10 protein-coding genes are annotated in these 14,064 nt (G+C 64.8%); 1 reads left to right on the forward strand and 9 read right to left on the reverse strand.

What is annotated here, in order from left to right; all coding sequences use genetic code 11:
- Positions 1 to 64: 64 nt before the first annotated feature.
- The 7 genes from OKA05_RS04975 to OKA05_RS05005 form a co-directional block, all read right to left on the reverse strand.
- Positions 65 to 550 carry a fasciclin domain-containing protein gene (locus tag OKA05_RS04975; protein WP_264486003.1) on the reverse strand — a complete coding sequence of 162 codons (486 nt, stop codon included), beginning with the start codon at positions 548 to 550 and terminating at the stop codon, positions 65 to 67.
- Positions 551 to 669: 119 nt separating this feature from the next.
- Positions 670 to 1,422: an anti-sigma factor gene (locus OKA05_RS04980; RefSeq protein WP_264486004.1), complete on the reverse strand. Its 753-nt coding sequence runs from the start codon at positions 1,420 to 1,422 to the stop codon at positions 670 to 672.
- Positions 1,419 to 2,189 carry an RNA polymerase sigma factor gene (locus tag OKA05_RS04985; RefSeq protein WP_264486005.1) on the reverse strand — a complete coding sequence of 257 codons (771 nt, stop codon included), beginning with the start codon at positions 2,187 to 2,189 and terminating at the stop codon, positions 1,419 to 1,421. Before OKA05_RS04985 ends, OKA05_RS04980 begins: the two co-directional genes overlap by 4 nt.
- Positions 2,190 to 2,335: 146 nt before the next feature.
- Positions 2,336 to 3,718 carry a dihydrolipoyl dehydrogenase gene (lpdA, locus tag OKA05_RS04990; protein WP_264486006.1) on the reverse strand — a complete coding sequence of 461 codons (1,383 nt, stop codon included), beginning with the start codon at positions 3,716 to 3,718 and terminating at the stop codon, positions 2,336 to 2,338.
- A gap of 405 nt (positions 3,719 to 4,123) precedes the next feature.
- On the reverse strand, positions 4,124 to 5,359 hold the full coding sequence (locus OKA05_RS04995) for a DUF4832 domain-containing protein (RefSeq protein ID WP_264486007.1): 1,236 nt from the start codon (positions 5,357 to 5,359) through the stop codon (positions 4,124 to 4,126).
- Positions 5,356 to 6,801, reverse strand: a complete 1,446-nt coding sequence (locus OKA05_RS05000) for a hypothetical protein (RefSeq protein ID WP_264486008.1) — start codon at positions 6,799 to 6,801, stop codon at positions 5,356 to 5,358. Before OKA05_RS05000 ends, OKA05_RS04995 begins: the two co-directional genes overlap by 4 nt.
- Positions 6,798 to 7,352 (reverse strand): sigma-70 family RNA polymerase sigma factor, encoded by a 555-nt coding sequence (locus OKA05_RS05005; protein ID WP_264486009.1) that lies wholly within the window; start codon positions 7,350 to 7,352, stop codon positions 6,798 to 6,800. Before OKA05_RS05005 ends, OKA05_RS05000 begins: the two co-directional genes overlap by 4 nt.
- Positions 7,353 to 7,503: 151 nt before the next feature.
- On the opposite strand from OKA05_RS05005, the gene OKA05_RS05010 reads away from it, so the two are divergent.
- Positions 7,504 to 11,061, forward strand: coding sequence for a fibronectin type III domain-containing protein (locus OKA05_RS05010; protein ID WP_264486010.1), 3,558 nt, complete (start codon positions 7,504 to 7,506; stop codon positions 11,059 to 11,061).
- A gap of 59 nt (positions 11,062 to 11,120) precedes the next feature.
- On the opposite strand, the gene OKA05_RS05015 is transcribed toward OKA05_RS05010, so the two are convergent.
- Positions 11,121 to 12,014, reverse strand: a complete 894-nt coding sequence (locus tag OKA05_RS05015; RefSeq protein ID WP_264486011.1) for a hypothetical protein — start codon at positions 12,012 to 12,014, stop codon at positions 11,121 to 11,123.
- 56 nt (positions 12,015 to 12,070) lie between these two features.
- Positions 12,071 to 14,032: a DUF4394 domain-containing protein gene (locus OKA05_RS05020; protein WP_264486012.1), complete on the reverse strand. Its 1,962-nt coding sequence runs from the start codon at positions 14,030 to 14,032 to the stop codon at positions 12,071 to 12,073.
- Positions 14,033 to 14,064: the final 32 nt, after the last annotated feature.

Here is a 14,064-nt window from a genome sequence, read left to right on the forward strand (position 1 = left end):
CCAAAAAAGCGCGATCCCGCCCTTGAACGGGCAGGATCGCGGAAAATTAATCCAATCGGTTAAATTACTTGGCTGGTGCCATGATCACGGTGTCGATGACGTGAATCACGCCGTTCGTGCACTCGATGTCCGCCTTGGTCACCTTGGCGCTGTCATTGAGCATGAGGGTCTCGCCTTTCACCGCCAGCTTGATGTCCTTCTTGTTAACAGCCGTGGCCTTGTCGAGCTTCACGGCATCCTTGGACGGGACATTTCCGCTGACGACATGATAGGTCAGGATGTCCGCGAGCTTGGCCTTGTTCTCCGACTTCAGGAGCTCTTCCACCGTGCCGGCCGGCAGCTTGGCGAAGGCCTCGTCGGTCGGCGCGAAGACGGTGAAGGGTCCGGTGCCCTTCAGGGTTTCCACCAGTCCGGCTGCCTTCACGGCGGCGACCAAGGTCTTGAAGCTGCCCGCGCCAACGGCGGTATCGACGATGTCCTTCTTCTCCGCGCCGAACGCGACCGAGCCGAGGGCGAAGAGGGCGAAGACGGATGCGATCAATTTTTTCATGTTCGTGTTAGTTTTAGAGTTAGATGGCGGCCTTAACCGGCTGCATGAAGGGAGTTCGCACCGCGGTGCCATCCGGATTCAGGAAAGATGAAAACTTTCCCATCTTCTCCGCCACGCGCTCAGGACTTGGCCACCGCGGCCACGACTTCCTGCTTGGAGCGCACCACGCCGCCCGGCTGTTCCAGCGTGATCACGAAGGCGGCGGGGTTCTTCACGGCCAGCTTGGCATCCACCGGGATTACGACGGATCCCGCGCCGGCCGGAATGTCGAACACTCCTCCATCCACCGGAATCTCGTCGCGCGCCGGATCCACGATCCAGAGCTGGTACTGCTTCTTAGCCGGGTCGTTCGCAGGGAGGTTGGAAAGGACCATGTAGCCCTCCTGCCGGGCATCGCTCCAGAGCACCTCGCCGGCGACCGTGGCATACGATCCGCCCGTTCCCGCGAATTTGATGCGGCGGAGGTCGGCAGCTTCCTTTACCAGCGCGTCCCGCCGATCCGCCGGCACGGGACCGGTGGCGGGGTCGCGCAGGAGGAGCAGACCGAGCAGGCACGCAGCGGCCCCCCACCCCAACCACGGCAGGAAAGTGACCTTCCGCGGCGGCGGCGCGGGAATGCCGAAAGGAACGATCTTCCCGGCACCCGGAAGGGCAGCCTTCAGCCGGGCGGCCACGTCGGCCGGCAAATCTTCCGCCGATCCACCAAGCGCGACTTCCAGCTCGGCGGCAAATCCGTCCAGCCCATGATCGGGGCCGAGGCCGAGTTCTTCCGCCAGCGCCGTCCACTCCGCGAGTTCGGCGCTGTCCAGGTCGCCGAGGGCGCGGCCTGCATCCAGCTCTTCAAAGCGTTCGAAGCGGGAGTCCTCTGTCATGATAGTCCTCCGGTGGATGGTTTGACCCGGGCCCCGAGACGGGCGACCAGCGCCCGCGCCTCGATGAGCCCGCGCCTGAGGCGGGTTTTCACGCTGCCCAGTGGCAGCCCGGTGTGCTCGGAAATCTCTCCGTGGCTCATGCCCTGCTCGAAGTGCAGGCGGAAAAGCTGCCGCGTTTCCTCCGGTAGCCGCTCGAGCGCACGCCACATCGTCTCGCGGTCGAGCCCGCTGCCCTCGGCGGCCGTGACGGCCGGGAGCTCAGGCGACTCATCGAGTGACCCCATCTGCGGGAGTCGCGACTGGCGGCGCAGCCAGTCAATCACCCTCCGGCGGGCCACCACGGCGACAAAGCCCGTCTCACTGGCGATGGCGGGATCGTGGCGGCCGGAATGCTTCCACAGGTCGGTGAATATCTCCTGCACCAGATCCTCCGCCGCCGTCCGGTCACGGACGCGCTTGAGCACGATCCCCCAGACCAGCGAGCCGAAGGCATCAATGCACGTCTCCATCGCCCGGCCGTCACCCGACGCGACGCGCGCGAGCAGGCCGGCGGTCTCAGGGGAGGAGTTGGCGGGAGAAGCCACGCCCTGCCTTAGATGCGGATTCTCATCGCGCAAGGGGCCATGATTTTTTTCCGTGCCATGAAGCCGGTGCACCAACCGGATTCGCCACGGCGCGCGGCGGATTGGCACAAGATCCAGCCACGCGCTCCCCGGCGGCGTGGCAGCCGCATTGCGGGAAAGGGCGGACATCGGCCGGGGATTCATGGCATCTCGTAATGAGATTCGCTGGAAACCCTCGTTTGGATTCCGGTTTCCCTCCATGAAGAAGCCGCCCCGGTTTCCCGGGGCGGCTTTTGGTGAAGTCGAGTCAGAGAAACCTCCCTGCCGCACACGGAGTGTGCGGACGGGTCTCAGAAGTGAATCGCGTGGCCTTCCGCGGCGAGGGTCGCCTCGTGGATGACCTCGCTCATGGTCGGGTGAGCGTGGATGGTCGCGTGGATCTCCTCGGCGGTGAGTTCCTGGTCGAGCGCCAGGCCCATCTCGGCGATGAGTTCGGTGGCATTCTCACCGATGATGTGCGCGCCCAGCAGCTCGCCGTGCTTCTTGCCGTAGAGCAGCTTGGCAAAACCGTCCGGTTCTCCGGAGGCGATCGCCTTGCCGATCGCGACGAATGGGATCTTGCCGACATTGTACTCGATGCCTTCTTCCTTCAGCGCACGCTCGGTCTTGCCGACCGAGGCGACCTGCGGGTGGCAGTAGGTGCAGCCGGGGAAAACGGTGACCTTGCGCGGCGTGTATCCCTCGACGTAGAGGCCTTCGACGCACTGGATCGCCTCGAAGGAAGCGGTGTGCGCGAGCAACGGCGGGCCGCTGACATCGCCGATGGCGTAAACGCCGGGGATGGACGTCTCGTAGCGGTCACCGACCTTGATGAAGCCACGGTCGGTGAGTTCCGGCTGCTGGCCACCGGGCATGACCGGTGAGACGCCGATGGCGACGAGCACGACGTCCGCGGAAAGCGTTCCGGTTTCCTTCGCGCCCTCGACCGTGACCTCGACATGGGTGCCCTTGTCCTCGGTCTTGGTGATCTTGTGATTCACGAGGCAGCGGATGCCCTGCTTGGTGAAGGATTTCTCGAGGGCGTCGCCAATTTCATCGTCCTCCACCGGCACCAGGCGCGGCAGCATTTCGACGATGGTGACCTTGGTGCCGAAGGAATTGTAGATGTAGGCGAATTCCACGCCGATCGCGCCGGCACCAATGATGATCATGCTCTTCGGCTGCTTTTCGAGGACCATGGCTTCCTTCGAGCTGATGACCGTGGTGCCATTGAAGGGCAGCGGCGGCAGCGGGCGGGGCTTCGCTCCGGTGGAGATAATGATGTGTTTGGCCTCGGCGGTCTGCTTCGAGCCATCGGCGGCGGTGACTTCCACCTTGCCGGGAGCGACGATCGAGCCCATGCCGCGGACATAGTCGATCTTGTTCTTTTTGAAGAGGAACTCGATGCCGCCGGCGAGGCGGTCGGCGACCTTCCGCGAGCGGCCGATCACGGAGGACCAGTCGTACTGAAGATTGTCGAAGGAAAAGCCGAACTCCTTGGCGCGGTGGGAAAGGGTGTGGAACAGCTCGGCGTTCTTGAGCAGGGCCTTGGTCGGGATGCAACCCCAGTTCAAGCAGGTGCCGCCGGCGCGGTCAGCCTCGACGCAGGCGACTTTTTTGCCGAGTTGGGCGGCGCGGATGGCGGCGACGTAGCCGGCCGGGCCGCCACCGATGACGATAAGATCGTAGGCCATGATTGGGAGTGCGTTAGGAATTCGCGCGGAGGGTGGGCGGGGGTTCCCGGATTGTCAAAGGGGAAGGCCCGGGGCATTTATGGACGCGTGAAAGGCATGATCCGGCCTTGGCGATACGTGCCTTCCAATCTCCGGAGGGATTCCAGCCAGTAGCCGGGGGTGAGCGCAGCGCCACCCCCGGGAAAGCCGCACCGGATCCAAACCCCGGATGGGGTTTCAGCCAGGCGGGTAGCATCCCGCGCATGAAACCCATCGATCGGCCGGAACGGGTTGGTTGCCCCGCGTCCGTTCTTCAAACCCGGCTGGAATCCCATCCGGGATTCGTTTCGCGTCCTTCGCTGTCCGGGGGTATCGCTGCGCTCAACCCCCGGCTACTCGCTGTAGCCCCTCCGGGGCATGGACGTCTCAGGCCAGCACATTCCACCCGCTCGCCTCGTCAAAGCGGACACCCTCGCTCGCCAGATGGAGGGCGTAGCGGCCGTCATCACGGAGACTGGCGGCAGGATCGGGCAAACGCACGGCCAGCACCGATCCGGAAGGCGCTGTGGGGAGCTTGAAGGGAACTTCGAGGCGGCCGGATTTCCCTTTCAGATCGACCTCGGTCGTCACGACCGCGCCGATCGGCTTCATGGCCGCAGGATCAAACCACGCGACCTCCACTTTCCGCGCCGTGTAAAGCGGGGCAAAACCGGTGTTCTCAAGGGTCACTCCCGCGGACCCCACTTGGCGCAGCACCCAGCGATGGCCGAGGCGCTTTTCGATCTCGCCGAAAATGCCGTCCCGCTGCCAGCGCTGGAGCGTTCCACCGTGATAGCCGCGGTTCAAATACGCGATCCGTAGGAGTTCCAGCTCGCGCATCACCTGTTCTGCGCCGGTGGCCTCACTGTCGGGCACGGTTTCCCCGCCGAAGGGAGTCTTCAGGTTCTGCCCATGGCTCCACTCCAGCTCCCGAGCACGGTCCCAGCCGGGTTCGGAATAGGTGCCCATGTCGTCGGGGTTCGCGAGCAAGGCGTCATTGTGCCAGCCGAGGCGATCCACCGCCGTGGGCGAGAGATCGCGGACGAACATCGCCCGCCGCACCAAGACGGGGATCTCCGCCGGCAAGCCCTCCAGCCAAGCCTCGGCCACCGTGCGGCGTGCTTCGAGCGAGGGCGGATCGCCGTGGTTCGAACCGTGCCACTCGCCCCAGGGACCGAGCATCCCGGCCTGCACCGACCACACCACCGGCGCGTGACGGGTCATCATGGAAGCCATCCGCTCGATGTGCTTCCGCACCAGTCCGAGATCGAGCGGATCGACGCGGTAGTCGGCATCGGTGAAACCGTAGGCCGCACGGAAAATCACCTTCAAACCGGCCGCGCGCACCGCCTTCAATGCGAAGTCGAGGCGCTCCAGCTTCGCATCGTCCAGAGGCCGGTTACGGTGGTTGCGAAGGTCCAGCGTGAGCAGCAGCAGGCTGATGCCGTCCTTGCGGACCGTTGTTAGATCGCCGGGATTTTCCGCCGCGCGCTGGAAGTAAAAGCCGCGCTCGGGATTGAGGACGTCGCCCGGCAGCTCCTTGAAATCACGGACGGCGATCACCTTCCGGCAACCCGCGAACGCCAGGCCCGTCGCGGCGGCCAGCCACTCGCGGCGCTTCATTTCCCCCTCCTCGCGTTGCGGTAGGGCTGGTTGATGAAGAGCAGGCTTTCGCGATCCCGCAGCAAGTGCTCTTCCGGCACGGAGGAGGCGGGGAAATTCACCCGCAGGATGCCGCCGCGGACTTCCCACGAGGCATCTTGGAAATAGTCGGACGGCGTGTCATCCACCCACAGCGAGCAGCTCCCGTCCGCATGAAACAGGCGGCGGTAGCGGTGGCCATCGTGCACGTAGTCCCATGGACCGGTGAAGTCATCCGGCCCGGCATCGAGCGCCACACCATTCTCGAACATCAGGATGCCCTCGCTGTGCCCGCCCTCGGTGGCCTGCACCGGCCAAGCGCGCAGCGTCCAGTGGCCGCGCTTCCAAGCACCCTCGGCGACCTTCAGCCGGTAAACATTTCCCACCGTGCTGGTCAGGTGTCCGACGCTGCACGGGTGCTCGTCCGAGCCGACGACCTGGCCGTCCAGGAGAAGCTCCATCTTCCGCAGGTTCAGCGCCTCGGGACCGTTCATCCACTTCACCACGCCCAGGTACTCGCCCGCCGACCAAACGAGGTGGCTGATGTCCCACTCGATGGCACTTTCGCCGCCGCGGTAGAACCACGGCAGCTCACGCGTGGGAATCCGGCGGATGAAGCGCTCCTGATCGAAGGGAATCGAACGCAGCCCGGTGGTTGAGGCCGAGGCCGTGCGCACCGCGTGGCCGGTGTAAAGCGGGGCCGCTTGCCCGGAAGTATCGCCGCCTTGCTCGATCCGCACCTCCCCGCGGAAGACGCCGACTTCCGCCGGCCCGTCATCCTCCGGCGCGTCGAGCGCGAACTCGGTGCCGAGGTCGACGACCTTCCCATCCGCGTATTCGACCACATAGCCCTCCGCTCCCGGCGGCACTTCGGCGACCAGCTTGCCGTGCTTGAGGCGCCCGGCATTCGGCCCGGTGACCTCGTACATCGCGGGTCCTTCGATCAGCAAGCGGGTGCCCGAGCGATGGGTCAGCTCGGCGAGTCCCGAGGAAAAGGCGACCACGCTGCCGCTGCCGAGCTTCTCCCCGGCGGTGTAGGTCTTGTCCTTCCACACGACGCCGACCTCATTGGTCAGCCGCGCCTCCGCACCACCGGCCGCCAAGGTCTTCGCGGGGTCAGCCGCCTTGTTCATGGAATGCACGGCCAGCCCTGCGGCGGCGACCAGCACCGCAGCGGCGGACAACCACAGCGGCCATCTCACCGGCTTCCTCCGTGGCAATTCCACCAAGGTATCCGCCTTCTCGCTGCAAACCTCCGCCAGCAGCGCCTCCTGGCCCGCGAGCGAGAGATAAAACTCCATCGCCCGCGGATCCGCCTCCATCCGCTCTTCCAGTCGCGCCACCTCGGCGCGCGACAGGGTGCCGCCGAGCATGCCGTCCACGAGCCGGCGCAATTCCGCATCCGCTTGCCACTTCATCATCATGAATGTTCGTTCCCGAGTTGTTTCTCCACGCAGTGCCGCAGCGCGAGGCGCAGCCGGGAGATCATCTTGTGCATCGCATTCGGCGCGCAGCCGTTCGCCTCGGCGAGTTCCGTCAGCGAGGCGCGCCGCGAGTACTTCCACTCCAGGATCCGCCGGTCCTGCGGACGCGAGCGATCGAGGCATCGGCGCAGCGCATCGAGCCGCTGGTCCGATTCGCCGAGTCGTTCCGCGGCGCGAGCGGCGAGTTGCTCCAGCATCGGCTCGCTGAAGACGACGCGCCCTTCGCGCAAGCGGTCGCGGCGCTCCGCCATCACCTTGAACCACGCCACGCGCATCGCCCAGGCGCGGAAATTCGAGCCGGGCAGGAATTCCTCGCGGCGCTCCCAGAGAAAGAGATTCGTCTCCTGCACCAGATCGTCCACGCCATCCGCCCCGCCCAGCAAGCCAGCGACGTACTCCTTCAATCCCGCTTGGAAGCCGCGGATTTCCTCCGCGATTTCCGAGGCGGAATCGCCGTGGTCTGCCAGGTTGTTGAGTTCTTCAGGCTCCATGAAAAAAGTGGCGCGGCGGTGCCGCAGGTTTCTCGTCTATGATTCAATACCGGGATCCGCCCGGATCTGACTGAAAAAGTGCAAGCTTCCGAAATGAGCTTCCTTTCACCCTTTCGTGGATGTCACGTGACGATGTTTTCCTCGTCAAATCATGAACTTATTCCACCGATCCGCTTGTTGCTCGCTCGCCGTTGCCTTGTCGGCCCCCTGCTTCGCCCAACGCGGACCGGTGCCGGGGTTCAGTAGCGCCACGCCGTACTTGATTCACTACGGCAACTGGGACTCGACCCTGATCACCCAGGCGCGCACCAACTACAAGCTGGTGATCCTCCACCCAAGCGCCAGCAACATCACCGCGGCCAATATCGCCACCATTCGCTCCGGGCCGGACAGCACCGTGGGAACCAGCGATGATGTGAAGGTGATCGCCTACATTTCCGTCGGCGAGGACGACCGGCCGGGTGCGCCTTTCCCCGGCGAAGGCAATGGTCCGCGCGTCGACCCCCGGCCCTCCAACGCCACGCCACTGGAAAGCATCACCGATCCGCTCGGCCAAGCCTCGCCCGGCGGCACCGGTTACGCCTCTTACTATCTGGACGACGTCGATCAGGATGGACAGCCCGACCAGAATGCCGTCTTCGGCGGCTACTACGTGAACCCCGGCGACCCGGCGTGGTACCAGATCCTCAAGAACAAGACCAAGGTCGGCAGCCAACGCGCCGGCATCCTCGAACTGCTCACGACCACCACCGGCAACGGCTACAACTGCGACGGCCTCTTTTTGGACACGCTCGACACCCCGGCGCCGGACAGCTTCGGCGGGACGTCCTTCGAGTGGACCACCGAAGCCTATCGCGATCTGGTGAAGCAGATCAGCGATGACCACCCGGCCAAGCTGCTGATGGCCAACCGCGGGGTCTTCTTCTACAATCCCAACCTCAAGAGCTACGCCTACACGCTGCGGCCCTACATCAACATGCTGATGTTCGAGAGCTACTATACCGATAGTAGTGGCTCCGGGATGGAGACCGCGTTCTTCGACGACAACAAGTTCAACTTCGCGCCGAAGATCAATGCCGAGGCCAACCGCCCCGATGGCTTCACCGTGGTCAGCCTGGGCTACACCTCTTCAGGCGAGCCGCCTTCATTGATCGCGCAGGACTTCATCGAGTCCCAGCAGCAGCAGGGTTGGCTGCTCTACCGCACGAATCCCGCGCTCAACGCCCTGCCCTTCAATACCCAGGCCGCGACGTGGAATGCCGCCAACCCGGATACCGCGCCGCCGGTGTGGGACAGCACGGCCGCTCCCGGTGCCGACTCCTTTCCCGAAGAATTTGGCAACCAACCCCCTGCACCGCGCATCGGCGTGCAGCAGGTCGCGACCAGCGATGGCACCGCCACGGTCCGCTGGGATGTGGCCCGCGACCAGACCGGCCCGGTGAAGTACCACATCTACTATACGACCGAAGCGGTCCTGAACTTCGCCACCGCGACCAAGCTCGCGAACGTCGCCCCCGCTGTGCCCGAGTCCTATCAGAGCGGTGCCGGCGCGGGACGCTTTCCGTATGAATTCACGCTGACCGGCCTGACGAATGGCACGGCCTACCGTTTCGCCGTCCGCGCCGAAGACGCGCTCGGCCACGAGGACACGAACGACGTGGTCATCGCCGCGACGCCGCAGCCCAATCCTTCCGGATACCGCGAGGTGACCATCGACGGCGCCTTCACCGATTGGGATGGAGCGCCGGTGCTGGATGCCGATCCCGCCGAGGCCACGCCGGTCGATTTCGCCAACGTGCAAGTCGCCAACGATGCGAACTACCTCTACGTCCGCTTCACCCTTCATGCCGGAGCCTCGCCCTTCAGCGACTTTAATACCCACCTCTTCCTCGATACCGACAACAACCCCGCCACCGGCCTGCCGGTCTCGGGCGCAGGCATCGGCTCGGAAGTCATGGTCGAAACCGGCACCGCCTACGACCAACGCGGTGGCGGCTTCAATGAGGGCGGCGTCAATGGCGTCGCTTGGTCGATTTCCCCCGCCGGGCCGGCCACCGCCTTCGAACTGCGCTTCTCGAGGTCTGCGACGTTCGTGAATGGTGGTGCGCCGGTCTTCGGGGGAAACACGATCCGCCTGGCGCTGCAGGACAACCGCGGCGACACGACCGCCGGCATCCTGCTCGACTTCGCCGCCTCGCCACCGCCGCCTTCGAACTACGCCGCGATCAACGTCGATGGAAACTCCGCCGACTGGGCAGGCATTCCGGTCACGGGCACCGATCCGACCGGCGACAGCATCCCCGACATCGCGTCGGTGAAAGTGGCCAACGACGCGGACTACCTGTACGTGCTCGTGCAATACAACGGTGCCGTCGATACCAACACGCTCAATGGCTCGCCCAGCACCTTCCTCTCGCTCGACAATGACGCGAACGCGGGCACCGGATTCAACATCTACGGTCTCGGCCAGGTCGGTGCCGAGGTGAGCTGGCAGAATGATTTCCCCTTCGCGCAGGACGCCGCGACCTACAATCGCGGTGCCGTCTTCACCAACGGCGCGGCCGGGATCTCCCCCTACTTCGCGAACACCACCTTCCAGGAATACCGCATCGCCCGCAATGCGACCTACTCGATCGGCGGTGGACCGCAGCAGCCCGTCTTCCCCAACAACTCAATCAAGCTCGCGCTGTGGAGCGACCATGGCGTCAGCGCGGAATTCGCCGGGGCAGTGAACTACACCTTCGCCGCCGCGCCCGTGGCAGGAAATTTCGCCCCGATCACGGTGGATGGCACCTTCACCGATTGGGCGGGCATCCCGGTCCGCGCCAGCCGCGCTTCCTCGGGAGCGGACATGGATTGGGCGACCCTCCAGCTCGCGAATGATGGCCAGTATCTTTACGGCCGCTTCACGCTGCATGCGGCACCGGCCGCTCCGCCGTTCTCCGAGTCCCAGACCAATCTCTTCCTCGATACGGACAACAATCCCGCCACCGGCTTCGTGCCGGGCAGCAGTGGCTTCGGCTCCTCGCTGATGATCCAGGGCGGCACCGGCTACGACCAGCGCGGCGGAGGCTTCAACGAAGGCACAGCAAGCGACCTCGGCTGGCTGATCGCGGGCTCCGGCACCGAGTGGGAATTCCGTGTCTCACGCACCGCCGCCTATGCCGGTGCGGTCCCGGTCTTCGCCAATGGGACGATCCGCCTGATGCTGCAGGATGACCGGCCGACGACCCCGGGCACGATGCTGCCAACCGCGGGCGTGAGCTACACCTTCCAGACCAATCCGGATGCCGCCATCTATGAAGCATGGCGCGCCGCAGAATTCACCGCGCCCGAGCTCGCGAACCTGCTCATCAGTGGCGACAACGCAGATCCCGATCACGACGGGACCGCCAACCTGCTCGAATTCGCCCTCGGCCTCTTGCCCAAGACCTCCGATCCCGAAGGCCTGCCCGACGGTGCACTCATGAGCATCGGCCCGGACCGCTTCCTCACCTTCACCTACATCCGCCGCCCGCTCACCGACGGGGTGACCTTCACGCCGCAGACCTCGTCCGATCTTGGCACTTGGAACAGCGATCAGAGTCAGTTCACCCCCCTCTCCACCACCCCCCTTGGCGGGAACCTGACGGAAGTGAAAATCCGCCTCAACACCCCCCTCCCCGCCGGCCCGAAGTTCGTCCGCCTCCAAGCGATCCTCGCTCCTTGAGCCGCGAGGCTCCTACGACCTCCGCGGCCGGGCTGAGCAGCTTGGTCGCGGCGGTAGGCTCATTTTTGCTTCGGGATGTCCCAGGCGGTCATCCACTCCTCGCCGGTCTTTTGCCAGCCTGCCTCCAGCAGCTTTTTCTCCATGTCCGGGAAATGGGCGGCGCCGTAGAAGATCCCGAGCTTCTTCTTCCCGGCCTGCACCTCGCGGTCGAGGACTTGCAGGCACTTGGCATTGCGGTCGGTGATGATGACGCTTTCGCCAGCGATCGCGGCGATCTGGTCGTCGCCGGCCCCGAGGGTGTGGACGAGTTCGCGCTTCAGGCCGTTCTTGTCACGGCGGACCAGCGAGGTGAGCAGCTTGAGCGTGCTGGGTTCCTTCGCGGGCCTCCCCTGCTCTTGGAAACCGGCCTTGAGGACAAATCCGATGAGGGTTTCCTTCCGCTCCGCCTGCAGCGCGGTGAATTCATCCACGCTCAGGTCCGCGTGCACGAAGTTCGCCTTCTGGTAGTCGATCTCCTTCATCTGGTAGCTCAGCCCCAGCCACTGGGCGCCCGACTCGTAGGCACCGTGGAGGCCGTCGAGCTTGCCCGGCTTCTTCTTTTCCGCGGGCGGAGCGGGTTCCTCGGCGGGCAGGGCGGGTGCCACCGGATCGGCATTCGCGGCGGGGGGTGGCGGCGGCGAGCCGATGCCCTCGAAAAGCACGGCATCGTAGCCGGTAAAACGGGTATTGAGGTCCTCGTAGTACTTTTTGTCCGCAATGTGAACGGCACCAACGAGTTCCACGGCGGCCTCGCCCTTGGTGTAGCGGACCACGGCGGTCTGGAGCTGGGTGGCGGTTTCGCTGTCATCCACCCGGATGAATTCCGGCGCTTCCGCCGCCACCTCGACGGCAGCGGGTTCGGCGCGGAGCCCCGTGAACAGGCAGGTGGCGAGGAGAAACAGACGCTTTTTCATCGGCACGAAAGACTACGCGCAATGAGCGCCGGTGATAGCGGAATTCGTCCAGCCTTTCACGGCAGGATCGCCCGCCAGAAGCGGCGGGGATCGCCGTTGTAAAATGGCACCGGGACCGTGGTCGTCGTGGCGGTGGCCGTCACCGGGCCACCGAAGGGCTGCCAGTTCGCAAGATCCGTGCTGGTCTCGATCCGGCAGATTGCGCCAATCGTGGAATTCCAAGTAAGCAACCCGTAACCCGGACCCGCCTCGCCCGCCGCTGCAAGTCCGACCATCACGCCGGTACCCGTGCCAATGTTGCCTGCCGCGGTAGCCTCTGCGGTGCGCAGGTTGATCCGGTAAAGCCCGGTCACCCCGCCGACGGTGAGGGCGGCCCAGCCATCGCCCGGGGATGGGACGTTGGAGACCGAGTTTGTTGCCCCTTCCTGCGTGATGTCGAAGCCGGAGGCCGCGGTGAAGTTCAGGGTCACTCCATTCAGCTTCACGAGTTTGCCCGATGTAAGGGTGCCGCTGCTGGCCGGGTTCATGATGTAGAGCGAGTCCGTGGCTGGATCGAGGGAGTAGAGAGTGGTAGTTCCACCGGTGAGCGGCTGGCCGAAGGAATTCGTGTAGGCACAGGAGGTCGCGCCCGTGGCGGGACCATTGAGCGGGCCATCGGGATTAACGCCGGCCGGCGTGCCGCTGTTGAGGTTTCCATCCACCGGGAAGCCGGTGACCGGGTTCACCCGGAAATTGATCCCTGCGCCACCGGCATTGCCACTGGTGACGCGCAGCCGGTCCACCGTCGGATTGAAATCCATTCCGTACCCATCGGAGGCCGGCGGCATGGGAATCACCGCTCCGACCGCATTGACAAACTGGATGGCGCCCTGGGTGCCTCCAACGGCCAGGCTGACAGCGCCCGACATCGGCTCGATCAGATACAGGCTTCCGTTGTTATCCGTCGAGTTGATCGCCAGGCCGTAGAGCTGGCCCGTGGCCGGCCGGTAGTCGATTCCAACCAATGTCTCATTCGCCGCCAAGGCGCCAAGATTCAGCGCCTGGGTGGTGGTCGTAGTGGGAGTGTTCCGGCGGACACGGACGAGATTATTCGCGGTGGCATTCAAGCAGATCGCCACCGGCACCTGCGTGCTCACGGCCAAGCTGCGAATGGCGATGCCCGAGGGAATCGAAAGCTGCGTCGCGTCCCCGGTGCTGAGATTGAGACGGTAGAGGCGGCGGCTTCCGCTTTCCAAAACGGCGTAGGCGAAACCGGTCGCGGCCGCATTGGAGCCGGCCGCATTCACTCCCACCGGGATGTCGAAGCCGCAGGCGGTGGTGAAATTCAGCGGGATACCGCCCACCTTGATGCCGATCGCCGAGGTCTGGGTTCCGTTATTGGGCGGGTTCTGGATGTAAATCGAGTCCGTGGCGGAATCGATCGTATAGAGGGTCGTGACGTTGCCGTTATCCGGGACATTGTTGGTGTAGGCCGCCTCGCCCACGGTGGTGGTCGCACCGTTGATCGCCCCATCAGGATTGATGCCGTTGCCTGCGTTGCCATCGGTATCGACGCAGGCTCCGGTCGTCGGATTGACCCGGAAGCTCACCCCGGAGCTGGTCACCACCCGCAGCCGGTCTGCGGCGGGATTGAAGTCAATGCCGTAGCGGGTGGCGTCGAGCTGGATCTTGACGGCGGAAGTGTTCGTCATGCCATTCGCGCTGCCCACCGGGGTGGCCGTGCCGGTGACGCTGGAGATGCAGTAGAGCTGGATGGTGTCATTGGTCGTATTCACCCCCAGGCCGTAAAGCTGCTGGTTGATGGGCCGGACGTCGATGGCGACCAGGCTTTCCCCCACGGTCACGCCGGTGATCGCCAGCGGCGGAGAGGTCTGTGCCGGGGAGGAATCGCTCAAGGTGGCCAGCTGATTGGTGTCGCTGAGCAGGTAGAGACAGGCGCCCGCTGTGCCCGGATTCAGGCTCGCGAAAGCGGCGACGGGCAAGGCAGTCAGGCCGATCAGGAGGGAGGAAGCTCTCACGCCACTGTTTGATATCCTGTTTTCCCTCATTA

Origin of the sequence: Luteolibacter arcticus (assembly GCF_025950235.1) — a bacterium.
Classification (GTDB): domain Bacteria; phylum Verrucomicrobiota; class Verrucomicrobiia; order Verrucomicrobiales; family Akkermansiaceae; genus Haloferula; species Haloferula arctica.

What these genes read in the sequence shown, in the direction of transcription:
- OKA05_RS04975 (WP_264486003.1), bottom strand. Translation starts at nt 550, where the DNA reads ATGAAAAAATTGATCGCATCCGTCTTCGCCCTCTTCGCCCTCGGCTCG.
- OKA05_RS04980 (WP_264486004.1), bottom strand. Translation starts at nt 1,422, where the DNA reads ATGACAGAGGACTCCCGCTTCGAACGCTTTGAAGAGCTGGATGCAGGC.
- OKA05_RS04985 (WP_264486005.1), bottom strand. Translation starts at nt 2,189, where the DNA reads ATGAATCCCCGGCCGATGTCCGCCCTTTCCCGCAATGCGGCTGCCACG.
- lpdA (WP_264486006.1), bottom strand. Translation starts at nt 3,718, where the DNA reads ATGGCCTACGATCTTATCGTCATCGGTGGCGGCCCGGCCGGCTACGTC.
- OKA05_RS04995 (WP_264486007.1), bottom strand. Translation starts at nt 5,359, where the DNA reads ATGAAGCGCCGCGAGTGGCTGGCCGCCGCGACGGGCCTGGCGTTCGCG.
- OKA05_RS05000 (WP_264486008.1), bottom strand. Translation starts at nt 6,801, where the DNA reads ATGATGATGAAGTGGCAAGCGGATGCGGAATTGCGCCGGCTCGTGGAC.
- OKA05_RS05005 (WP_264486009.1), bottom strand. Translation starts at nt 7,352, where the DNA reads ATGGAGCCTGAAGAACTCAACAACCTGGCAGACCACGGCGATTCCGCC.
- OKA05_RS05010 (WP_264486010.1), top strand. Translation starts at nt 7,504, where the DNA reads ATGAACTTATTCCACCGATCCGCTTGTTGCTCGCTCGCCGTTGCCTTG.
- OKA05_RS05015 (WP_264486011.1), bottom strand. Translation starts at nt 12,014, where the DNA reads ATGAAAAAGCGTCTGTTTCTCCTCGCCACCTGCCTGTTCACGGGGCTC.